Origin of the sequence: Oceanospirillum sanctuarii (genome assembly GCF_002150805.1) — a bacterium.
Classification (GTDB): domain Bacteria; phylum Pseudomonadota; class Gammaproteobacteria; order Pseudomonadales; family Halomonadaceae; genus Oceanospirillum; species Oceanospirillum sanctuarii.
In genome coordinates this window covers 464,900-486,791 of the sequence record NZ_MTBA01000003.1, presented here as the reverse complement: position 1 = coordinate 486,791, position 21,892 = coordinate 464,900, and the positions used below count along the sequence as shown (strand labels likewise).

Annotated in this window: 18 protein-coding genes and 1 riboswitch; of the genes, 6 read left to right on the top strand and 12 right to left on the bottom strand. The window is 51.6% G+C overall.

The window, feature by feature from the left end:
* Positions 1-101: 101 nt before the first annotated feature.
* The 4 genes from BV405_RS06005 to thiC form a co-directional block, all read right to left on the bottom strand.
* Positions 102-1,574 carry a DASH family cryptochrome gene (locus BV405_RS06005; RefSeq protein ID WP_086479948.1) on the bottom strand — a complete coding sequence of 491 codons (1,473 nt, stop codon included), beginning with the start codon at positions 1,572-1,574 and terminating at the stop codon, positions 102-104.
* Positions 1,568-2,287: an SDR family oxidoreductase gene (locus BV405_RS06000; RefSeq protein WP_086479947.1), complete on the bottom strand. Its 720-nt coding sequence runs from the start codon at positions 2,285-2,287 to the stop codon at positions 1,568-1,570. The genes BV405_RS06005 and BV405_RS06000 overlap by 7 nt, the downstream gene beginning before the upstream one ends.
* 118 nt (positions 2,288-2,405) lie before the next feature.
* The gene (locus BV405_RS05995; RefSeq protein WP_245832249.1) at positions 2,406-3,215 is read right to left on the bottom strand and encodes an EAL domain-containing protein; all 810 of its coding nucleotides are present in this window, start codon (positions 3,213-3,215) and stop codon (positions 2,406-2,408) included.
* Between the two features lie 238 nt (positions 3,216-3,453).
* On the bottom strand, positions 3,454-5,352 hold the full coding sequence (gene thiC, locus BV405_RS05990) for a phosphomethylpyrimidine synthase ThiC (RefSeq protein ID WP_086479945.1): 1,899 nt from the start codon (positions 5,350-5,352) through the stop codon (positions 3,454-3,456).
* A gap of 193 nt (positions 5,353-5,545) precedes the next feature.
* Positions 5,546-5,650: riboswitch (TPP riboswitch) on the bottom strand.
* A 158-nt stretch (positions 5,651-5,808) separates the two neighbouring features.
* Here thiC and BV405_RS05985 point away from each other — a divergent pair.
* The 3 genes from BV405_RS05985 to BV405_RS05975 all read left to right on the top strand — a co-directional run bounded on the left by BV405_RS05985 (position 5,809) and on the right by BV405_RS05975 (position 10,529).
* Entirely contained in the window at positions 5,809-6,225 is a 417-nt protein-coding gene (locus BV405_RS05985) for a hypothetical protein (RefSeq protein WP_086479944.1), read from the top strand.
* Positions 6,226-6,536: 311 nt separating this feature from the next.
* Positions 6,537-7,853, top strand: a complete 1,317-nt coding sequence (locus BV405_RS05980) for a TolC family outer membrane protein (RefSeq protein WP_086479943.1) — start codon at positions 6,537-6,539, stop codon at positions 7,851-7,853.
* A gap of 198 nt (positions 7,854-8,051) precedes the next feature.
* Positions 8,052-10,529: a sensor domain-containing protein gene (locus BV405_RS05975; RefSeq protein WP_086479942.1), complete on the top strand. Its 2,478-nt coding sequence runs from the start codon at positions 8,052-8,054 to the stop codon at positions 10,527-10,529.
* A 10-nt stretch (positions 10,530-10,539) separates the two neighbouring features.
* Here BV405_RS05975 and hemW read toward each other — a convergent pair whose 3' ends face one another.
* The 8 genes from hemW to BV405_RS05935 form a co-directional block, all read right to left on the bottom strand.
* A complete protein-coding gene (gene hemW, locus BV405_RS05970; protein ID WP_086479941.1) occupies positions 10,540-11,742 on the bottom strand; it encodes a radical SAM family heme chaperone HemW in 1,203 nt (400 codons plus the stop codon).
* A gap of 109 nt (positions 11,743-11,851) precedes the next feature.
* On the bottom strand, positions 11,852-12,451 hold the full coding sequence (rdgB, locus tag BV405_RS05965; RefSeq protein WP_086479940.1) for an RdgB/HAM1 family non-canonical purine NTP pyrophosphatase: 600 nt from the start codon (positions 12,449-12,451) through the stop codon (positions 11,852-11,854).
* 137 nt (positions 12,452-12,588) lie between these two features.
* On the bottom strand, positions 12,589-13,050 hold the full coding sequence (locus tag BV405_RS05960) for a DUF4426 domain-containing protein (protein ID WP_086479939.1): 462 nt from the start codon (positions 13,048-13,050) through the stop codon (positions 12,589-12,591).
* Between the two features lie 108 nt (positions 13,051-13,158).
* Positions 13,159-13,758, bottom strand: coding sequence for a methionine biosynthesis protein MetW (metW, locus tag BV405_RS05955; RefSeq protein WP_086479938.1), 600 nt, complete (start codon positions 13,756-13,758; stop codon positions 13,159-13,161).
* Entirely contained in the window at positions 13,749-14,933 is a 1,185-nt protein-coding gene (metX, locus tag BV405_RS05950) for a homoserine O-succinyltransferase MetX (protein ID WP_086479937.1), read from the bottom strand. Before metX ends, metW begins: the two co-directional genes overlap by 10 nt.
* 338 nt (positions 14,934-15,271) lie before the next feature.
* Positions 15,272-15,865, bottom strand: a complete 594-nt coding sequence (locus BV405_RS05945; RefSeq protein ID WP_086479936.1) for a YggT family protein — start codon at positions 15,863-15,865, stop codon at positions 15,272-15,274.
* Between the two features lie 187 nt (positions 15,866-16,052).
* Positions 16,053-16,877: a pyrroline-5-carboxylate reductase gene (gene proC / locus BV405_RS05940; protein ID WP_086479935.1), complete on the bottom strand. Its 825-nt coding sequence runs from the start codon at positions 16,875-16,877 to the stop codon at positions 16,053-16,055.
* A gap of 79 nt (positions 16,878-16,956) precedes the next feature.
* Complete coding sequence (locus BV405_RS05935; protein ID WP_086479934.1) at positions 16,957-17,661, bottom strand: YggS family pyridoxal phosphate-dependent enzyme; 705 nt, start codon at positions 17,659-17,661, stop codon at positions 16,957-16,959.
* Between the two features lie 78 nt (positions 17,662-17,739).
* Between BV405_RS05935 and BV405_RS05930 the strand changes: the two genes are divergently transcribed.
* The 3 genes from BV405_RS05930 to BV405_RS05920 all read left to right on the top strand — a co-directional run bounded on the left by BV405_RS05930 (position 17,740) and on the right by BV405_RS05920 (position 21,747).
* The gene (locus BV405_RS05930; RefSeq protein ID WP_086479933.1) at positions 17,740-18,777 is read left to right on the top strand and encodes a type IV pilus twitching motility protein PilT; all 1,038 of its coding nucleotides are present in this window, start codon (positions 17,740-17,742) and stop codon (positions 18,775-18,777) included.
* Positions 18,778-18,999: 222 nt separating this feature from the next.
* Positions 19,000-20,106 carry a PilT/PilU family type 4a pilus ATPase gene (locus BV405_RS05925; RefSeq protein WP_086479932.1) on the top strand — a complete coding sequence of 369 codons (1,107 nt, stop codon included), beginning with the start codon at positions 19,000-19,002 and terminating at the stop codon, positions 20,104-20,106.
* 252 nt (positions 20,107-20,358) lie between these two features.
* Complete coding sequence (locus BV405_RS05920; RefSeq protein ID WP_245832248.1) at positions 20,359-21,747, top strand: DEAD/DEAH box helicase; 1,389 nt, start codon at positions 20,359-20,361, stop codon at positions 21,745-21,747.
* Positions 21,748-21,892: the final 145 nt, after the last annotated feature.

The following is a 21,892-nucleotide window of genomic DNA, read 5'->3' as shown; positions in this document are numbered from 1 at the left end:
TCAGTGACTGAAAATCAGGTATCTGTTTTGCGTTTTTTGGGTTGTGATTGTGGTCGTGGTGTCGATGGCAGTGTCGAATCAGTGGTGATCAGACTGCAGATCTAGTCCTGCGGATACAGCGGCCAGTCATCAATACCCACGGCATCGGTAACGGTATTCGCTCCGGAATCATCCCCTGCCCAGCGACGAATAAAGTCACCTTGCGGGTCGAATTCACTGGCCTGTTTTTCCAGATTAAAGTGTCGCCCTCCCCTTGGATCAGCGCCAACGCCTGCTATGTACTGCCAGTTGCCATAGTTACTGCCGGGATCGTAATCGATCAGTTGATGTTCAAACCAGGCAGCCCCGTAGCGCCAGTCCAGTTGCAGCTCGTTAACCAGAGCACTGGCGACAATCTGTCGGCCCCGATTGGAGAGCATACCGGTGGCTTTCAGCTGCTTCATACAGGCATTGACCAAGGGGTAAGCGGTGTTGCCCTCGCACCAGCTTTTAAAGCGCTGGGCGTAAAAACTGGTCAGAGGCTTTTTGCCTCGTTCCCCGGCAAAACAATACAGATCCACGCCAAGACGATGGGCATTCCAGTAGAAGAACTCCCGCCAGAGCAGTTCAAATTTTAACCAGTAGCTGGATTCATTGTTGCCAAACTGCTGCTCGTACTGACTGATCTCGCGCCAGACCTGTCGGGCAGATAAACAACCCTGCGCTAACCAGCCGGAGAGCAGGCTGACATGATCCGGTTGTTGCACAATATCCAATGTATTGCGGGTTTGCTTGTAGTGATCGATGGCACGGGACTTCCAGATAAAGTGATCCAGATGGTTCCATGCCACTTCGCTGCCACCACTGATCGGCAGTTCGTAAGAGGATCTGTCCAATTGAGGAGCTGGTTGATGCTCAGTCTGAGAATCCGATAACAGCGGCGGGCTTTCAGGCCATTGGCTTGCGGTTTCAGGCTCAACCCCAGTTTCAACTTCAGGCATCGGCTTTCTTTGCGCCAACAGCGGGTTAAGCTTTACCGGTTCCGGCATGATCAGCTCATCCGCAAGCTTGCGAAATGGCGTGAACTGTTTGGGTATCTTATCCACAGCCACGGGCAGATGTTCCGGTGTGAATAAAGCGTTCTGATGCAGCGTTATTACCTGACAAACGGTCTGATCCTGCAATGCCTGCCAGAAGCGTGTTTCATTCAAGCCACTGTTAAAACTACCTGCTATCAGATTAATGCGGTGTTTTTCGAGCAAAGCCAGAAGTGTTTTCTCAGGCTTGCCCTGTATCAAATGCAGTTGATGGCCGAAGCGCTGCAGGTGCTGATGCAGATCTCTCAGGGATTGCCAGATAAACCGCCGGCGATGCTGCCCCAATCGAGGAAAGCTATGGCGACTACTTTCGGTAAGTTTAGGATCGATCAGATAAACAAAAAGCAGGCTTTCACACTGGCTGATCAGGTGGTTCAGCGCGGGATTATCCTCAAGGCGAAGATCGTGGGTAAAGAGATACAGGCCGCGTTTTCCGGTTATTGGAAGAGAGTTGTCGGTTATCGAAAGAGGATTGTCCGTTGGGCGATGATCTACCATGGCAGCGTCTCCCCGTTCCAGCTGAAGAAGGAACCGGTTTTCTCCGGTGTCAGTTGTTCCAGTACATCCAACAGGTAGTGGCCGGTTTGCTCGGGAGTAAAGAGTTTGCCCTCGGGGACATTTTTCTGAAAAGGCTCAGATAGTCCGGTATCTGTGGTGCCGGGATGCAGGGCGCTAACACACAGATTTTTATGGCTGCGCTGCCACTCAATAGAGAGTGTTTTTAGTGCCATGTTGAGAGCGGCTTTTGAAGCCCGATAGCTATACCAGCCGCCTAATCGATTATCTTCAATACTGCCCACCTTGGCACTGACCGCTGCAAATATGCCCCTAGGGCTTTGTTTCAGTGCATAGGAAAAATAGCGGGCCAGCAGCAGCGTAGGCAGGGTGTTGTGTTGGATGTTGCTCAGGAAAAAATCCGGTTCAAACTGGCGGATACTTTTCTCCGGTCCGTGAAAAGTATCGCCATTAAGCTGGTGCAGAAACCCCGCACAGTTAATCAGCCAGTCGATCTGGGAGACGTTGCTTGCAAGCTGCTCAATAGATTTCTGATCGGTCAGATCGGTCTGAAACCAGTGAATGGCAGGAGAAAGGTCAGCTGGCTTTTGTTTGCGATAGGTTGCGGATATCTCAGCATCGGGATGTCGTTCAAGAATGGCTTTGATCAGCCCTTGCCCGATACCGCCATTTCCTGCGCAAATCAAAACCTTCATTCGCTTATCCTCTGCCTGAATCTTCTCTTTTTACTGCTGATCAGTACGCAGTTTTCTGGCCTCCGGTTCAGGTTGGAGGATTGAAGAGATTGGACAATTAATGAGGGCTTGGATGATGTCAGAACTGGCTGGCAGAAACCTCAGGCAAAGCTTCAAAACCGGGGCGGGCAAAGTAGAAGCCCTGAAACAGATCGATGCCCTGATTTCGCAGCCATTCATATTCTTCCCGCAGCTCAACACCTTCCGCCAGAAGTTCCAGATTCAGTTCATCACAGACCATAATAATGCCCCGGATAATCGCCTGTTTTCTCGGGTGCTTATGGATATCAATAATCAGCTCCCGATCCAGTTTGATGGTTTCCGGTTCATAATCAGCCAGCAGATTCAGGCCTGAGTAACCTGCACCAAAGTCATCGATAGCAGTGCGAAAGCCCATCTTTTTGTAGGCATCGATAATATTGACCAGGTGCTGTTTGTCGCGCACCTCTTCCCCTTCGGTAACCTCAAAGACGATTTTCTCCAGCGGGAAACCGTACTTTTTCGCTGCCTCCAGAGTGGTGCGTATGCAGAGTTCCGGTTGGTAAACCGCGTTAGGGGTGAAGTTCAGATTGAGGCGTGCATCCTGCTCAGCAAGGCCGATCTCAACCGCTTTTTTGATGGCGGTTACGCGACAGGCCTGATCGAACTGATAGAGGTTTTCTTCGCTGACATGCTGGAAAATCGTTCCGGCCGGTTCGCCGTTGATACCGCGCACCAGAGCTTCATAAGCCACGGTTTTTTGCTGGCTGGCGCTGACAATAGGCTGAAAAGCAAAGCTGAAGGTAAAAGGCAGTGGCGGCTTATCACGGCAGCGATCACATACCGGAAAACCAGAGGGATCGTATGGATTGCCTTGAGAACTGCTGCAGCCTTCAGATTGCATTGTCATGGTGATCGCCCGTTTCTGTTCATCGAGTTCTGCGTGCTTTGTTACACCCAGTTTAAGTAGCTTAGTGCAACGACGCTGTTTATATAGCCTTGGTGCAAAGATTACGGATGGTTGTACGTTAAACAGATAATTCAGATTAAAAGTGTGTGATTTCTGAGAAATAAAAAAGCCCCCGCAGATGCGGAGGCTTTAGGTTTGCAGTTTATTGGTGCTGCAGGCTCTGAAAGATCAGAGGGTGTTATACCTCCTGATACAGCTCGGCACCTTTTGCCATAAACTCTTTTGATTTCTCCTGCATGCCCTCTTCCGCTTGGGCGTTGATGGCTGCAACCTGCTCTTCATCCAGATCCCGTACTTCCTGTGAGATCTTCATGGAGCAGAATTTTGGACCGCACATGGAGCAGAAGTGCGCCACTTTGGCAGACTCTTTCGGCAGAGTTTCGTCGTGGTAAGCGCGTGCCGTATCCGGGTCCAGACCGATGTTGAACTGGTCTTCCCAACGGAATTCGAAACGAGCCTTGGACATGGCGTTATCACGCACCTGTGCTGCCGGGTGGCCTTTGGCCAGATCCGCTGCATGCGCCGCAATCTTATAGGTGATGATGCCGGTTTTAACATCATCTTTATTCGGCAGACCCAGGTGCTCTTTTGGCGTTACATAGCAGAGCATGGCACAACCGTACCAGCCGATCATGGCGGCACCGATACCGGAAGTGATGTGGTCGTAACCCGGTGCGATATCGGTTACCAGAGGGCCCAAGGTGTAGAAAGGTGCTTCGCCACACTCTTTCAGCTGCTTGTCCATGTTCTCTTTGATCATGTGCATCGGCACGTGACCCGGACCTTCGATAAAGCACTGCACGTCATGTTCCCAAGCGATTTTGGTCAGTTCGCCCAGAGTTTCCAGCTCGGCAAACTGAGCTTCATCGTTGGCGTCATAGACAGAACCCGGACGCAGACCATCACCCAGCGAGAAGGTCACGTCGTAGGCCTTCATGATCTCGCAGATCTCTTCAAAGTGGGTGTAGAGGAAGCTTTCTTTGTGGTGTGCCAGACACCATTTCGCCATGATGGAACCACCACGGGAAACAATACCTGTCATACGTTTGGCGGTCAGGGGTACATAGGCCAGACGCACACCGGCGTGGATGGTGAAGTAATCCACACCCTGTTCCGCCTGTTCGATCAGGGTATCGCGGAACACTTCCCAGGTCAGATCTTCTGCAACGCCGTTAACCTTCTCCAGCGCCTGATAAATCGGTACGGTGCCGACAGGAGCCGGGCTGTTACGCACGATCCACTCACGGGTTTCGTGAATGTTTTTACCGGTGGACAGATCCATGATGGTGTCCGCACCCCAGCGGATCCCCCAGGTCATCTTGGCCACTTCTTCCTCGATGGAGGAACCCAGTGCCGAGTTACCGATATTGCCGTTAATTTTGGTCAGGAAGTTACGACCGATAATCATCGGTTCGATTTCCGGGTGGTTGATGTTGGCAGGTAGTACGGCACGGCCACGAGCGATCTCGGAACGGACAAACTCAGGAGTGATCTCATCGGGAATAGCCGCACCAAAGGACTGACCCGGATGCTGTTCATTCAGCTGGTGCTGCTCACGCATCTCTGCCAGCTTCATGTTTTCACGGATGGCAACGTATTCCATTTCCGGCGTGATAATCCCCTGACGGGCATAGTGCATCTGAGTGACGTTTTTACCGGCTTTGGCGCGACGTGGTTTGCGCTGTAGATCAAAGCGTAGTGGTTCCAGTGTCAGGTCGGCTTCACGCATGCGGCCGTATTCGGAGGACAGTTTTGACAGAACCTCGGTATCGTCACGCTCTTCGATCCAGGCATTACGCTGAGGATTCAGACCTTTACGCACATCGATCTGAACTGCAGGATCGGTATAAGGGCCTGAGGTGTCATAAACGCGCAGCGGCTCGTTCTCTTCGTTACCAAAGCTGCCGGTGGTCGGACTCAGGCTGATTTCGCGCATCGGTACTTTAATATCCGAACGGCTGCCTTCGATATAAATTTTGCGGGAATTCGGGAATGGCTGGATGGAAGCCTCATCCACCTGTGCGGTTTGGTTCAGCGGTCCCTGAGGAGAGTTCTGATTGTTTTGAGTATTGGACATCGTACCTACCTTTTACCGTCATCGTGTCGGCTGAACTGTATGTGCAGTACTAAACAGCGCCGTGTTTAAAGCAATGACGATGTGACAGGTTGGCTGTGCCGTTGGATGAATCCTGTAGTGCGAACACAGTGAAAAGACGATTGCTGCGTTCAGACCCGAAGCTGCCTTGTGAAAGTCCGGCAGTACGGATTTTTGGATTCAGTTTCTCGATTCCTACGCTGGAATTACCCAGTTCAGGTTCTTCGGGTTCCGCTGCATTGCAGCGATCTCAGCCAACCGTGCACCCCGTCAAGATGGCACAGAGTCTAGGTAGGCTGGCAGATGATGTCCAGTGCTTTGGCAGCTAAAAAAGCCCGTTTTGGCGGAAGAATAAAAATTTGATAGCAATAAAGTGTAAAGATATTTGTCGGGCTGCCGATAGCCTGAGAACAATCATCTTTTATTGGTCGTTATCCGATGAAAATCGTCAATCAACTAGAACAGTCTGCAGGTGTTGCTAAGTCAATGAACACCGCCCTGCACAATTCGCAGGGTGGGCAGTTCTCTATGTTGCTGAGTTTGTTAACGACACCTCTCTACGCTTCCGATATTCAGGGGATCGACAGCAATGCGCAGGTTGATATGCTGCGTCAGAATCTGGAAGCCGATACCAAAGCCCGAAAAACGGCGATGGCTGTTAACCGCGCAATGAATCATTCCATGATCTCAGGTTACGGTGGTTACTTCAGCTTCCTGCGCGCGCTGTCTGATGTGTTCCCAAATATCCAGCAGGTAACCGCTGTTCGACCTGCTCAGGCGACCAATCTGTATCGTGTTGTTGAGACCCCGGAACTGGGCGAACAGCTGGCGCGTCAGATCAATCTGGCTGCTTAATTCTTCATTTTCTCCAATCTTCTGAATTATTCCGGCGAACTTCGCTTAAAGATGTAAATCCGATTAATTATCTTACTTGGGTGCACTGTAAGCCTCTGAGAGACTTACCGGCCGTGTATTGTTTTTGGTTAACAAATATATTAGATTGATCTAAAATAGCTGTCAGCCACTATATTAAGTGTGTTTGACTGGCATTACCGGATTTTGCGTTACACTGACAACGCAGCTTTAACAAGGAATGGCCCCGAAACCGTTCGGGGTGGGTTCACCGCTTATTATCTGAACGAATTGATAACGTGCAGGAGCAGACCATGCGACGACTTACCGCTATTTCAGCGGCTTTAATCTCTGCTTTGAGTATTCATGCTCAGGCGCAAACTTTATCCGGCGTCTATCAGGATGCTTTGGAGAACGATTACCAGCTGAAAATAGCCCAGTCTGAACTGAATGCGGTTATCGAAGACGAAAACGCAGCCTGGTCGGGAGTTAAACCGACAATCACAGCTGGCGGTAGTCTGATGAATAACTCGCCGGACGGCACCTATCAGGGTCGTGATGCCGGTGACAGCTATAACCAGACCCAGCTGGCGCTGACGGTCACTCAGCCTTTACTGAATGTGGGTAATATTGCTCAGATTGGTGTGGCTCAGGCGACTACCGAAAAAGCCCGTTACGAGTATCAGACCGCAGAAATGGATCTGATGGTTCGTGTCACAGAAGCTTTTTTTGGTGTATTGCGCGCGCAGGATAGCCTGACGTCCTATCAGGCACAGGAAAAGGCGATTAAGCGTCAGCTGGAGCAGGCCAAACAACAGTTTAAAGTGGGTCTGATCCCGATTACCGGCGTTAACGAGGCTCAGGCTGCTTACGATGGTGCCCGGGCGGCCCGTATCGGTGCTGAGGGGGCTCTGCTGATCAGTGAAGAGTCTCTTCAACTACTGACCGGTAAAAGCTATGGCAAGCTGAATACTCTGGCAAAAGACTTTCCGGTTAAAGCACCTCAACCGGCAACGGTTCAATACTGGATCGACCTGGCGCTGGCCAATAATCCGGATGTGAAAGCAGCACAGAAACAGAAAGATGTGGCAACAACGGCTGTTAAAGCAGCTAAGTCTGCCTATCTGCCTTATATCAATGCTAAGGCGGAGCTGGGTTATCAGAATACAGACTCTGCCGCAGAAACTGATATGACCAATCTGGCGCTGGGCGTTGAGATGGGTTGGCAGATTTACGCTGGCGGAGCGACCAGTGCGAATATCAACAAGGTTGGTCACTATCTGAACCAGTCTGAGCAGGGACTGGAGCTGCAGCGCCGCTCTGCTGCACTGAATGCCCGTAGCTACTATATTCAGGTGACCACAAGCGTGCAGCAGGTTGAAGCTCGTCGTCAGGCGTTGGTGTCTTCAGAAAGTGCTCTGCGTGCTACCCGTTCCGGTTATGAGGTAGGTACCCGTAATATTGTTGACGTACTGCAGGCCGAACAGGCTTATTACACCGCTCAGACTGCTTATCTGGATACCCGTTACAGTTATCTGGTCAATCTGATCAAGCTGAAACAGGCTGCAGGAACGCTGAAACAAGAGGATATTGCTGCTCTTGATCAGTGGTTGCAGCAAAAAGCCGGTTAATTCTTACTAACCTGAAAAGCCCCTCTTGCAGGGGCTTTTTTATTTGGGTTAACGTATATACCGCTACTTTGTAAGGCTTTTACCTAAATAAGAGGTTTGTCATCTTCTGAACACGGAAATGGCTTAACCTTTGAATCATCCTAATAACAATAAAAATCGCATCTTAAGGTGTGATCTGAGCGATAGCCGGAGTTGGCAATGGACGCGCAAGGGAAGGCTTATATCGACCCCAGCCTGTTTGATACCGGGCCTGTGGTGGTTTTTAAATGGGGTACTGAACCGGTTGATGGTAACCCCTGGCCCGTTCGTTTTGTCACCGCGAATGTTGCTGAACTTCTGGGCTATAGTCCCGACACCTTTCTGAAGAATCAACTCAGCTTTTCTGATCTGATCCACCCCAAGGATCTGAATCGTGTAGCCAGTGAAGTTTCTCAGGCGCTGGATACGCATACCTCCCGCTTTACCCATCAGGATTACCGCCTGCGCCATCGTAATGGCCATTATATCTGGGTGATGGATGTCACCAAGATCAACTGGCTTGAGTCCGGAGAGCCGGAAAGTTTTAACGGTTATCTGGTGGATATTACCGAACGCAAAAACGCAGAGAACCTTTTAGGTGAGAGTGAACAACGCTATCGCCAGCTTTTTGAAGGCAGTCGTGTTGTGGAGCTGCTGATCAATCCTGAAACCGGTGAAGTGGTTGATGCCAACGAAGCCGCTTGTCGTTTCTATGGCTACAGCTACGACCAGATCACCTCTTTGCACGCGACCGATATCAACGCTATGTCGGAGGTAGAGGTTATTCAGGCGATGGTGGATGCGGAGCAGGAAGCGCGTAATCACTTTGTTTTCCGTCATAAACTGGCTTCCGGTGAACTGCGCGATGTGGAAGTCCACAGCGGACCGGTGGAATATCGTGGCCGGAAGCTGCTCTACTCCATTATTCATGATATTACCCACCGCCTTGAAGCAGAGCGACAGAAAGAGAAGCTCTCTAATGCGCTCGATCAGAGTGGCAGTAGCGTTATGCTGACCGATGCTGATTTCAAAGTGGAATACGTCAATTGGCAGTTTTGCCGGATTTCCGGTTTTTCGCCGGAAGAAGTGATCGGCCGCCATGTGGATTTTCTCTCCGCAGGTCGTACCTCACCTGAAGTTCGTCGTCATCTCTCCGAAACTCTGCGAATGGGTAAGCCCTGGCACGGCGAATTGCTCTGTCGCCGGAAGAATGGCGAACTGTTCTGGAATAGTCTGTCGGTTTCTCCGGTCGCCTCGGAGCAGGGTGAAATAACCGGTCTGGTTGCGGTGGGTGAAGATCTGACCGAACAACGTGAAACCGACCGTAAAATTCAGCAGTTGGCGTTTTTCGACCCGATTACCGGACTCGGCAATCGACAGTTCCTGCTGGATAATCTGGATGAGTTCTTTGCCGAGGCTGAAGCTTCAGGCTTCGATCGTCAGACGGTACTCGTGTTTATCGATCTGGATGACTTTAAGCGGGTTAACGATTCCCTTGGGCACGATATGGGGGATCGTCTGATCAAAACCGCTGCTCACCGGCTTAAGGTGGTGGTGAGTGACTCTGATGTGCTGGTGCGGTTGGGGGGCGATGAGTTTGCCATTCTTCACCGTACCAGTAACCGGGAGAAACTGAACGATTGGCTGGATCAGCTCTGTTATCAGTTCAATCGCACGGTCAAGCTGGGGCCGCATACCATTAACGCCTTCGCCAGTATCGGTGTGGCCTTTTTACCTCAGGATGCTTCAGATACCACAGAAGCGCTGCGTAATGCGGAGCTTGCGATGTATCGTGCCAAACAGCAAACCGGCAGCACCTGCCATTTCTTCTCGGAAGAGCTGAATCAGCAAGCTCAGAAGCGCCTCGATCTGGAGGTCCGCCTGAGAAAGGCGATGCAGCATAACCAGCTGGAGCTCTACTACCAGCCCAAAGTGTGTCTGAAGAATAATCGCATTATTGGCGTTGAGGCTCTGATTCGCTGGAATGATCCTGAACGGGGATTAATCCCTCCGTTAGATTTTATTCCCTTTGCGGAAGATACCGGGCTGATACTGCCAATCAGTCACTGGGTGCTGGAAACTGCCTGTCGTCAGATTGTAAGCTGGCAGAAAGCGGGTCGTAAGCCGATTCGTATGGCGATAAATCTTTCCGCCCGTCAGTTTCAGGATCCGGGTTTTGTCAGTCAGGTGGCGACCATTCTGCAGCAGACCGGTGTGAATCCTAAATGGATTGAGCTTGAGATCACCGAAAGTATGCTGATGGAAAATATGCAGGATATGCTGCCGGTGCTGCATGAGCTGAAAGCACTTGGGGTAAGTCTTGCCATTGATGATTTCGGTACCGGCTATTCCTCACTGGCTTACCTGAAAGAGATGCCGATCGATGTGCTGAAAGTAGATCGCGCTTTTGTCAAAGATCTGCCCCATGGCCGCAATGATTGCGCGATCACCCGAACCATTATTGTACTGGCCCAGCAATTGGGGCTGAGTGTGGTGGCAGAAGGCATCGAGCAGTCCGAACAGGCGAAGTTTCTGCTGGAAAGTGGCTGTGATATCGGTCAGGGCTTTCTGTTCAGTCGACCTTTGACCCTGAAAGCGCTGGAAGAGAAACTAAATCAGACGACGCTTGCTCCTTTAAGCGCCGTCGCCCTGCTTTGATGGATTAGTCTTAATCATCTGCTGAGAGGAAGGTTTCCAATACCGCATTCAGGTAGGTGAACCCCTCATCGGTGGTTTTTAAACGACCAGTTCCCGCTTCCATTAGCCCCATCTGCTGCAGTTTCTCCAGCTCAGGTGACAGGCTGCTCAGTGGTTGCCCCGTACGTTGTGGATAAAGTGTTTCATCCACACCCTCTTTTAATCGCAGGGCATTCATTAGAAATTCTACCGGCATCTCTTCCGGCTCAAGCAGAGTTCGCTGTGAGATGTAATCCACCGCGCTCAGATATTGCTTCGGATGGCGCTGTTTACTGGTGCGCACTATCTCCAGTCCGCCCTCAGTCGTTGGCCAGGTGATCTTGCCATGGGCTCCGGCACCGATCCCCAAATAATCACCAAACTGCCAATAGTTGAGATTATGTCGGGCCTCTGAGCCGGGTTTGGCATAGGCGGAAACCTCATACTGCAGATAACCGGCTTTAGCGATCAGTTTCTGCCCTGCCTGCTGGATCTCCCACAGGGTATCGTCATCCGGCAACGGAGGTGGTGCCTGATAAAAGGCGGTATTCGGTTCCAGTGTCAGCTGATACCAAGACAGATGATCCGGCTGCAGATCGATCGCCTGCTGCAGATCCTGCAGTGCTTCAGCTTCAGTCTGATCCGGCAGCCCGTGCATCAGATCAAGGTTGAAGCGGGTGAAACCCGCCTTGCGGGCGCTTTCGGCGGCGCGGATCGCATCCTGATTGTCGTGGATTCGGCCAAGGCGTTTCAGCTGTTCAGGATCAAAGCTCTGAATACCGATCGACAGCCGGTTAACTCCCGCTTTGCGATAACCCTCAAACCGGGCCTGCTCCACAGTGCCGGGATTGGCTTCCAGCGTGATCTCGATATCATCAGCAAAAGAAATGCGTTGTTCCACGCCCTGCAGAATTTGACCAATCGCTTCCGGAGAAAAGAGGCTGGGCGTGCCGCCACCAAAAAAGATACTGCTGAGCTTACGTTCCTGAACACCTGTCAGATCTGCATCCAGATCCCGCATCAGCGCAGCGATATACTCCTGCTCCGGTAGACCTGCAGGCTCAAGTTCTGCACCCTGGGGCGTATCAGTCGCCGCTTTAAAGCGATCCACACCGTGGGAGTTAAAGTCGCAATAAGGGCACTTCTGAACACACCAGGGGATGTGGATATAGAGGCTTAGCGGGGGCAGAGACATGGCAGATACCGTGGATAGTGTCAGAATAGTGTCGTGAGTTTTTTTGCATCACAGGCGCAGGCAGGGCTGCTGCGCCTGTGATGGATGCGGCGTTAAACCGGCAAAGGGATCAGCCCCGGGCTTTCAGTTGGCTGACCAGATCCAGTGTCGCCTTACCGCGATGGCTGAGTTTGTTTTTCTCTTCACGGCTCATGGCTGCTGCGGTACAGCCCTGCTCTTCGATAAAGAACAGCGGATCGTAACCAAAGCCACCTTCACCTTCCGGCGCTTCCAGAATACGGCCTTCCCAACTGCCCTGAGCGATAATTGGCGTCGGGTCATCCGCGTGACGCAGGTAAACCAACACACACCAGTAACGGGCGGTGCGTTTTTCCTGCGGCAGGCCTTTCAGCTCTTCCAGCAGTTTAGCGTTGTTTTTGGCATCGGTAGCGCCTTCACCGGAGAAGCGGGCGGAATAGATACCCGGTGCGCCGTTTAGGGTATCCACTTCGATACCGGAGTCATCGGCCATAGCGGGTTGACCACTGACACGGCTGGCTTCACGGGCTTTCAACAGAGCGTTTTCGATAAAGGTCAGGCCGGTTTCGTCCACTTCAGGCACGTTATATTCGGACTGGGGGACAACTTCAAAACCCAGTGGGGCCAATACTTCACCAAACTCTTTCAGTTTGCCTTTGTTGCCACTGGCGAGGACGAGTTTTTGACTCATAGTAGGGGTTCTCTTTCTGCATTCTCACGCGGAGCGTGGGAACGAGTTTTCTGTTTGCTTACCAGACTCTCTGCTCGCTCCCACGCTCTGCGTGGTAGCGTTTATGGGAGTCCGATATTTGAGACGGCAATAGGTTTTTATTCGCCATAAAAACGGCGGATAAAGCTCAGATCGTAAGGCTGGATATTAGGATCAAAACGTACCTTCAGACGAAAACGGGTGGGTTCATCTTCGGTGAAATTAAAAGTCGTGATCTGGTAGATCGCATTGGGTTCACGAATGGTACGGAAAGCCAGATTAACGCTTTGCCCAGCCAGGTTAGCCACATCGCCGGTAACCAGAGCCTCAACCGGTTTGTAGCTGCCGTCGGCCTGTTTTTTCAGTACCGAGATATTGATCATCGCCTGATAGCGGCTGCGGACAATACCGTAAGCCTGAGCTACCTCAGGCTGCAGAAAGCCGGTGGTAAAGGTGTTGTAGTGGATCTGATAATCACCTACCTGTTCAAACTGAGCGGCTTTTGCCGGAGTCGTCATGCTGAAAAACGCCAGCAGGGTGAATAAAGCAGGTAGCAGATGTTTAAGCGATAAAACCTTCATAGAAAGACTCCACAGAAACTTAGGGGTTGCCTGTCTGACTACAGGGGAATAGCAGGGTTCCGGCACAAGCCCGAACAGGATATGTACGGGCCTGGCTGGAAATTCGGATTAACGGGTAACCCGATAAATCGCCACTTCACCGAACAGGTTCGGCCAGAGATTGGTTGCCCAGTGGCTTTCGTGCTCACTGTTGCCCACCGCCCGGTCGATAATGTGCATGTTGCGGCTTTTACACAGCTGCTCAAAATCCCGGAAGGTAGACAGGTGGATGTTCGGCGTGTTGTACCAGGTGTGTGGCAATGACTTGGATACCGGCATCTCCCCTTTCACTGCCAGATAAAAACGGCAGCGCCAGTAGGCAAAGTTCGGGAAGGTCACAATACATTCCTTACCCACACGCAGCATCTCTTCCAGCATCAGATCGGGACGCTTCATCGCCTGCAGGGCCTGGGTCATCACCACCACATCGTAACTCTGGTCTTTAAAGTTACTCAGGCCGTCATCCAGGTTCTGCTCGATGACGTTAACGCCCTTGGCGACACACTCGGTGATCTTCTGATCGTCGATCTCAAGGCCGTAACCGTGCACCTGTTTTTTCTGCTTCAGGAAATCCAGCAGATCACCACTACCGCAACCCAGATCGAGTACGCGGCTGTTGGGTTGAATCCAGTTCTGAATAATCGCTAAATCGGGGCGGCTCAGATGCATGCTGCTTCTCCCTTTTCCGTTGCCTGAACATTCTCAGCCTGATCGGCGACACGTTGCATAAAGGCGGAGAAGATCGCCTCATAACGCTCGTTCGGAATCAGAAAGGCATCATGGCCGTGGGGAGACTCAACGCAGGCATAGCTGACATTGCGACCGGCTTCCGTCAGAGCGTTAACGATCTCTTCTGAGCGCGATGGTGCAAAACGCCAGTCGGTGCTGAAAGAGACGAGCAGGAAGTTACTCTTGGCCTGTGCGACCGCTTTGGAAAGATCACCGCCAAAGGCTGCCGCTGGATCAAAGTAATCCAGCGCCTTGGTCATCAGCAGGTAGGTGTTGGCATCAAAGCTTTCCGAGAAGGTTTCGCCCTGATAGCGCAGGTAGCTTTCCACCTGAAACTCAACATCGTAGCCAAAATTGATCTTGTCGGTACGCAGGTCGCGGCCAAACTTATCGCCCATGGAGTGCTCGGACAGATAGGTAATATGGCCAACCATACGTGCCAGACGAAGACCGTGACGGGGAATCGTATTGTGGTCCGCGTAACGGCCATCGTGGAATTCAGGATCGCTCATGATCGCCTGACGGGCGACCTCGTTAAAGGCGATATTCTGTGCGGTCAGACGCGGTGCGGCTGCGATAATCACCGTATTGCGCATGCGCTCCGGATGGTTAATCGACCACTGCAATGCCTGCATACCGCCGAGGCTGCCGCCAACAATGGCCGCCCAGGTTTCGATACCCAGATATTCACCCAGACGCACCTGGCTGTTGACCCAGTCCGGTACGGTCATTACCGGAAAGTCCGGTCCGTATTGATTACCGGTCTTAGGATCGATAGAGGTTGGGCCGGTCGAGCCGCTGCAGCCGCCTAAGTTGTTCAGGCAGACCACATAAAAACGGTTGGTATCGATACACTTGCCGGGACCGATATAGGCATCCCACCAGCCGGGTTTGCGGTCATCCATCGAGTGATAACCGGCCGCATGGTGTGTGCCACTCAGGGCGTGACAGATCAGTACCGCATTGGAGCGATCAGAGTTTAGGGTGCCGTAGGTTTCGTAGATAAGTTCGTAGCTGTCCAGCGTACGGCCACAGGTGAGTTCCAGCGGGGTGTCGAAGCGGGCAATCTGCGGTTCGACAATACCGACAGAATCTTCAGGAATCGCGTTAGGCATTTCCCAGGATCTTCCTCAATCAAGATGTCTGCGGGCGGCTTAGCCTCCCCTGCGAAAACCGGTTCAGACGCGTTGCAACAGGGTTTTGGTTGCAGTGATTCAGATGCGGAACAGGTGTATTTGGAAATGCAGGGGCACAAGCCACGGAAAGGCTCACTGTAACACAGTTGTGGTCACAGACGGCAGAGGTTTATTCAGAAGAAAAATAATGGCTTATCGTTGTTTAGTTTGGTGTGCGTTGTTTGGTTTGATCAGAAGACGGAAACAAAAAAGAGCAGCGGATGCTGCTCTTTAGTGTAGTGCGGTGTTCTGTATGGTGCTGCGTTATCAGCCTGCGATTACATACCGGCAATCAGATAGCGCGGCATACCGGATGCTTGACCCAGAGTACCCATCACCATGATCTCCAGAACATTGATGCCGATAAACACAAAGATCGGGGACAGATCCAGACCACCCATGGATGGCAGGATATTACGTACCGGAGACATCACAGGCTCTGTGATCTGATAGATCAGCATCGCACCGGGATGGCTGCTCTGAGGTGCAACCCAGCTCAGAATGATGGAACCGATCAGAGCGTAGAAATAGATATCCAGCAAGGTGGTGATAACACCAGTCAGCGCACCCAGAATCAGGTTCATCGCAGGTGGTACACCTTCACCGGCGATGATAAACACCAGTGAGATACCGATCACTTTAACAAAGAAAGCGATTACCAGAGTGGCGATGCTGACACGGCCAAGAGGCTTCAGGGTTTTCTGCAGCGGATTCACCAGCGGTGAGGTCGCCTTGGCAATCGCCTGAGAGATAGGGTTATAAAAATCTGCCTGTGAGAACTGCAGAATAAAGCGCATCATCACGATAAACAGATACAAATTAACAAGGGTCATGACCAGAAAAACGCCGGCATTACCTACAGATTGTCCCATCACACGATTGCTCCAAAGCTGGTGTCGGTTTTTTTGCTTTCAATAGATATTGTTATTGTATGGAGGCGATGGCGATTATTTCCAGCTTAAATCTGATAAATAACCGCCTGAACCCTAATCCATATTGTTGGTGTTCGTTGTTCAGCTGTCGTTTTGCTATTCAGCTACTGTTGTTAACGACCCTGTTTTAGCTATCCAGCTGTTCGGCCAGTTCTTTACCGCGATTAGCGGCGGCTTTCACAGCTTTCTCATACAGCTCGGTCAGACCACCGGCATTAAAGGTATTCAGTGCCTGCTCTGTGGTGCCGCCCGGAGAGGTTACCCGGCGACGCAGTTCTGCGGCATCGTGTTCACTTTCAGAAGCCATACGGGCTGCGCCCAGTGCGGTTTGAATCGCCAGTTTCTCAGCCACTTCGGCACTTAAACCGACACTTTCACCGGCTTTTTGCAGGGCTTCCATCGCCAGGAAGAAGTAAGCCGGGCCGCTGCCGGAAACCGCCGTTACCGCATCCATCTGCTCTTCATCATCCACCCAAAGCGCCAGACCCACCGCTTGCATCAGTTTTTCAGCCAGCGCTTTCTGGATCTCAGTCACCTTGCTGTTGGCATAAAGGCCGGTCGCGCCGCAGCCCAGCAGAGACGGTGTATTCGGCATGGTGCGAACCACTGCCACATCGCCACCCAACCAGCGTTCCAGAGTTTCGGATTTCAGGCCAGCGGCAACTGACACGATCAGAGGTTTGCTCTTCTGCACCTGCTCGCGGATCTCGTTGCACAGGTCCTGCATCATCTGAGGTTTTACCCCCAGAATCACCACATCGCTCTTAGCGACCGCATCATTGTTATCGCTGCTGGTGATAATGCCGAACTGGGATTTCAGTTCCGCTAAACGCTCTTCAGAGCGGCGGGTTGCGATAATGTTTTCCGCCGGAACACCCTTGGCGATCAGGCCGCCGATGATGCTGCCGGACATATTGCCTGCGCCCAGAAAAGCGAGTTTGGCTGCTTGCATGTTAAACCTCTGAATCTGTTATCTGCGTTAAATTGCGTATTTAGCTGTCTTGTTACTGGCTTGCCTGAATCGAATCGGTTTAAGCCTGTTTGCTGTAATCCCGGGCACCGAAAATAGCGGTGCCGATACGTACCATGGTAGAGCCTTCGGCGATGGCGGCTTCAAGATCACCGCTCATGCCCATGGACAGGGTATCCAGTTGCGGGTGTTCGTCTTTGATCGCTTCCAGCGCCTGACGGAGCGCGGCTAAAGGTTCCCGCTGCGCTTCCAGAGTGTCCGCCGGTGCCGGAATGGCCATCAGGCCCCTCAGGGTCAGATTAGGCAGGGCGGCAACTTCTCTTGCCAGTTCCGGCAGCTCGTCAATCGTGATGCCGGATTTGCTCTCTTCGGCGCTGATATTCACCTGCAGGCAGATATTCAGTGGCGGTAGCTCAGTCGGGCGCTGTTCGCTCAGGCGGCGGGCGACCTTCAGGCGATCCACACTGTGCACCCAGTGAAAGTTCTCAGCGATAGCGCGGGTTTTATTGGACTGAATCGGGCCGATGAAGTGCCAGATAATATCCAGATCTGCCAGCTCCTGCTGTTTATCCAGCGACTCCTGCAGATAGTTCTCACCAAAATCCCGCTGACCGGCGTCGTAAGCTTCTTTCAACAGTTCTGCCGGTTTGGTTTTGCTCACCGCCAACAGGGTAACGTCAGCGGAATTTCGTTGATATTGGGCACAACAGGTGTCGATCTGCTGGCGCACCTCAGAGAGATTTCTGGCAATATGAGAAGCTGTCATTAATTCTGTATCCCATGTGGTGGTTTGAATGAGAACGGGGATATAGAGCAAACCCACGCATTTGGATCTTTCTCGGCCATGGATATTACCGAACTGCTGGCTTTCAGTGCAAAACAAGGTGCTTCTGACCTGCACCTTTCTTCCGGCATGCCGCCAATGATTCGCACTGATGGCGACATACGCCGCATCAATGTACCCGCTCTGAGCCACAAAGATGTGCACCGTATGGTGTACGACATTATGAACGATAAACAGCGCCGGGATTATGAAGAGTTTCTGGAGATCGACTTCTCCTTTGAAGTTCCCGGTATCGCCCGTTTCCGTGTTAACGCCTTTAACCACAATCGCGGTGCCGGAGCGGTATTCCGTACCATTCCCAGTACCGTGCTGCCGATGGATCAGCTGGGCATGGGCGAGATTTTTCAACGCTTATCGATGCTGCCCCGGGGGTTGGTGCTGGTCACAGGCCCGACCGGTTCTGGTAAAAGCACCACGCTGGCGGCGATGCTCGATTATGTTAACGAGCGCAAATACCAGCATATTCTCACCATTGAAGATCCCATCGAATTTATCCACGAAAGCAAAAAGTGTCTGATCACCCAAAGGGAAGTGCATCGGGATACCCATACCTTCAGTGATGCTCTGCGCTCTGCCCTGCGTGAAGACCCAGACATCATTCTGGTGGGCGAGATGCGGGATCTGGAAACGATCCGTCTGGCGCTGACTGCTGCGGAAACCGGCCACATGGTGTTCGGCACCCTGCACACCAGCTCAGCGGCAAAAACCATCGACCGTATTATCGATGTCTTTCCGGCGCAGGAGAAATCCATGGTGCGGTCTATGCTTTCAGAATCTTTGCAGGGAGTTGTCTCCCAGACACTGCTGAAGAAACAGGGCGGTGGTCGTATTGCGGCACACGAGATTATGACGGCAACCCCGGCGATCCGGAATCTGATCCGTGAAGACAAGATCGCTCAGATGAACTCTGTGATTCAGACCAGTGGTGGTCAGGGGATGCAAACCATGGATCAGTGCCTGAAGCTGATGCTGAACAAGGGACAGATTTCACTGGAAACCGCCCGTGAAAAGGCCGTTAATCCCGATCTGTTTATGTAATCCTGAGCGTTTTATGCGCTGTAATAATTTTGTAAATGTAATAACTGTTTTACAGCTGCAGGTATGATGGCCTGTGGCTCTTGCTGTTTTTAGTGGGTAATTACATTTTATGTAATTATTTCAACAGGTTAGAAGGATTTTTAGGAGCGATTTGTGTCTGATTCCCATCTTGAGCGAACCCGCACGCCCCGTCAACAGGGGCTTTTGGATAAGTTCTACAAGATGCTGAAGGTGATGGCCGATAAAAAAGGCACGGATATGTTTATCACCACCGGCATGCAGCCCTCGATGAAGCTGAATGGCGAGCTGGTGCCGCTGGCAAACAGCGCCCTGACGCCAGAGATGACCCGGGATCTGGTTTTTGGCGTGATGAACAGTGAGCAGACCCAGGAGTTTATGGAGCACCGCGAGTGCAATTTTGCTCTGAGTGCTTCCGGTGTCGGTCGTTTTCGGGTCAGCGCCTTTTACCAGCGCAATCAGGTGGGTATGGTGCTGCGCCGGATCGAGTTTGAAGTGCCTAGGCTGGAGAATCTGGATCTGCCGGTAAAGGTCAGTGAACTGGCGATGGAAAAACGTGGCCTGATTCTTTTTGTTGGGGCCACGGGTACCGGTAAATCCACCTCCCTTGCCGCCATGATCCAGCACAGAAATGAAAACAGTCGCGGACACATCATCTGTATTGAAGATCCCATTGAGTTTATCCATCAGCACAAAAACAGCATTGTTACCCAGCGGGAAGTGGGTATTGATACCGAAAGCTATGAAGTTGCCCTGAAAAACACCCTGAGACAGTCACCCAATGTGATCATGATTGGTGAAGTGCGCAGTTCGCAGACGATGGAATATGCTCTCGCCTTCGCAGAAACCGGTCACCTCTGTCTGGCGACCCTGCACGCTAATAACGCCAATCAGGCGTTGGAGCGGGTGATCAACTTCTTCCCACCGGAGAAGCACAATCAGGTCTGGATGGATCTTTCTCTGAATCTGAAAGCGATTATCGCCCAGCAGCTGGTGCCGACACCGGATGGCAAGGGCCGTAAGGGCGTGATTGAGATTCTGCTTAATACGCCACTGGTGTCGGACATGATCCGCAAAGGCGATGTGCAGGGACTGAAAGAGGTGATGGCTAAATCCACAGAGCTGGGCATGCAAACCTTTGATCAGGCGCTGTACGAACTCTATAAGCGTGAGCAGATCAGCTACGATGATGCTCTTGCCTATGCCGATGCACCGAACGATCTGCGTCTGATGATCAAACTGGGCACCAGTAAAAAAGGTGAGCCGTCCCGCTTTGGCGACAGTGGTGATCAGTTCACTCTGGCGGATTGATCAAACGTCATTTTTGCAGATTTGTTGGATTTTGAGCGGTATTCGGTCTGTTTTTTTAACGATCCGGTGCCGTTTTTTATCTGCCTGAAGCAGCGGCTGTGCTATGCTTCGCAGCATTCTTAGTGAGTAAAAATTAACAGGGCCTGAGTTTCATCAGGTTGCTGATCTCCCCCAATCAAACGTGCTGCCATTGAACCGGATTTTCTCTTCTTGAGCCGGTCTGTAACACGTTGATTCTGTAAGTATTTTGAGGTGTTATCTTTGTTTACCGAGCTTTCCCTGCATGAACGCCTGATGAAGGCGCTGGAAAAAATGGCCTTCAGTGAACCGACTCCGGTTCAGTCGAAAGCGATTCCTGCGGCGATGACAAAAAAAGATCTGCTGGTCAGTGCAGAAACCGGTAGCGGTAAAACCGCAGCATTCCTTTTGCCTATGCTGCATCAGTTTCTGGAAGATCCGGCGCCGAATACCGGCACCCGTGCACTGATTCTGGCACCGACCCGTGAGCTGGTGCGTCAGATCTATAAGCACTTTACCGAGCTGTCTGCCTTCACTCATATCAAGGCAACCTGGATCATCGGTGGTGAGACCTTCAAATTCCAGAAGGCGATGCTGCGTAAAAATCCGGAAATCATTATTGCGACCCCGGGCCGTATTCTGGAGCATCTGGAAAAGGATTCTCTGGATCTGAAGGATCTGGAATACCTGATTCTGGATGAAGCTGACCGTATGCTGGATATGGGCCTGAGCGAAGAAGTGCTGAAAATTGTCGACTTCTGCCGCAAAGAGCGCCAAACCATGCTGTTCTCTGCGACCCTGAGTCGTAAAGGTATCCGTGAAGTTGCTGATCGTGTTCTGGTGGATCCGGAGACAGTTATCGTTAATACCGTGCGTGATCAGCACGACAACATTACTCAGCAGTATCTGCTGGCGGATGATGTTAAGCACAAAGATGCGCTGGCGGTTCGTCTGCTGAATGACCGCGAATACGAGAAGGCTCTGGTATTCGTTAACAAGCGTGTTGATGCTGACCGTCTTGGCGGCTTCCTGCGTTACAAGGATATCCGCACCGGTGTTTTACATGGTGAGCTGGATCAGGATCAGCGTAATCACGTGATGAACCTGATGCGTCGTGGTCATATCGATGTGCTGGTGGCGACCGATGTTGCTGCCCGTGGTCTGGATATTTCCGGTGTTGAGCTGGTGATCAACTACGATATGGCGCGCAAAGGTGATGATTACGTGCACCGCATCGGCCGTACCGGTCGTGCAGGGGAAACCGGTACAGCGGTTTCCATGATCACCTCTTACGAGTGGAACCTGAAAGCTGCGATTGAACGCTATATTCAGGTGAAATTCGAAGAAGTTAAGGTGAAAGGTCTGGAAGGCAAATATAAAGGCCCGAAAGATGTGCGTGCTAACGGTAAGACGGTTGGTAAGAAGAAGCCGAAAACCGCTGCTGAGAAAAAGGCTCTGAAAGAGAAGAAGAAGGGGCAGGAAAAGAAAGCTCAGAAGCGTCAGCAGAAGAAATCTGCAGAAGGCAGCCTGAAAAAACGTGCAGCGCCGGTTGAGCGTAAGAGCGTAGGTTTTGGCACCATCCGTAAGCGCACCACTGCGGAATTTAAGCCCGAAGAAGATTGATCTTAAGGCCTGAGTCTTAAAAAGCAGGCTTAATCAAAGGCAGCCGTATCCGAAAGGTGCGGCTGTTTTTTTGTGCCTCAAAAAAGACTGGCATTTAGTACTGCCAATTTGATTGGCTGAATTTCAGGCAAAAAAATGCCCGGGG

What these genes read in the sequence shown, in the direction of transcription:
- BV405_RS06005 (WP_086479948.1), bottom strand. Translation starts at nt 1,574, where the DNA reads ATGGTAGATCATCGCCCAACGGACAATCCTCTTTCGATAACCGACAAC.
- BV405_RS06000 (WP_086479947.1), bottom strand. Translation starts at nt 2,287, where the DNA reads ATGAAGGTTTTGATTTGCGCAGGAAATGGCGGTATCGGGCAAGGGCTG.
- BV405_RS05995 (WP_245832249.1), bottom strand. Translation starts at nt 3,215, where the DNA reads ATGACAATGCAATCTGAAGGCTGCAGCAGTTCTCAAGGCAATCCATAC.
- thiC (WP_086479945.1), bottom strand. Translation starts at nt 5,352, where the DNA reads ATGTCCAATACTCAAAACAATCAGAACTCTCCTCAGGGACCGCTGAAC.
- BV405_RS05985 (WP_086479944.1), top strand. Translation starts at nt 5,809, where the DNA reads ATGAAAATCGTCAATCAACTAGAACAGTCTGCAGGTGTTGCTAAGTCA.
- BV405_RS05980 (WP_086479943.1), top strand. Translation starts at nt 6,537, where the DNA reads ATGCGACGACTTACCGCTATTTCAGCGGCTTTAATCTCTGCTTTGAGT.
- BV405_RS05975 (WP_086479942.1), top strand. Translation starts at nt 8,052, where the DNA reads ATGGACGCGCAAGGGAAGGCTTATATCGACCCCAGCCTGTTTGATACC.
- hemW (WP_086479941.1), bottom strand. Translation starts at nt 11,742, where the DNA reads ATGTCTCTGCCCCCGCTAAGCCTCTATATCCACATCCCCTGGTGTGTT.
- rdgB (WP_086479940.1), bottom strand. Translation starts at nt 12,451, where the DNA reads ATGAGTCAAAAACTCGTCCTCGCCAGTGGCAACAAAGGCAAACTGAAA.
- BV405_RS05960 (WP_086479939.1), bottom strand. Translation starts at nt 13,050, where the DNA reads ATGAAGGTTTTATCGCTTAAACATCTGCTACCTGCTTTATTCACCCTG.
- metW (WP_086479938.1), bottom strand. Translation starts at nt 13,758, where the DNA reads ATGCATCTGAGCCGCCCCGATTTAGCGATTATTCAGAACTGGATTCAA.
- metX (WP_086479937.1), bottom strand. Translation starts at nt 14,933, where the DNA reads ATGCCTAACGCGATTCCTGAAGATTCTGTCGGTATTGTCGAACCGCAG.
- BV405_RS05945 (WP_086479936.1), bottom strand. Translation starts at nt 15,865, where the DNA reads ATGGGACAATCTGTAGGTAATGCCGGCGTTTTTCTGGTCATGACCCTT.
- proC (WP_086479935.1), bottom strand. Translation starts at nt 16,877, where the DNA reads ATGCAAGCAGCCAAACTCGCTTTTCTGGGCGCAGGCAATATGTCCGGC.
- BV405_RS05935 (WP_086479934.1), bottom strand. Translation starts at nt 17,661, where the DNA reads ATGACAGCTTCTCATATTGCCAGAAATCTCTCTGAGGTGCGCCAGCAG.
- BV405_RS05930 (WP_086479933.1), top strand. Translation starts at nt 17,740, where the DNA reads ATGGATATTACCGAACTGCTGGCTTTCAGTGCAAAACAAGGTGCTTCT.
- BV405_RS05925 (WP_086479932.1), top strand. Translation starts at nt 19,000, where the DNA reads ATGCTGAAGGTGATGGCCGATAAAAAAGGCACGGATATGTTTATCACC.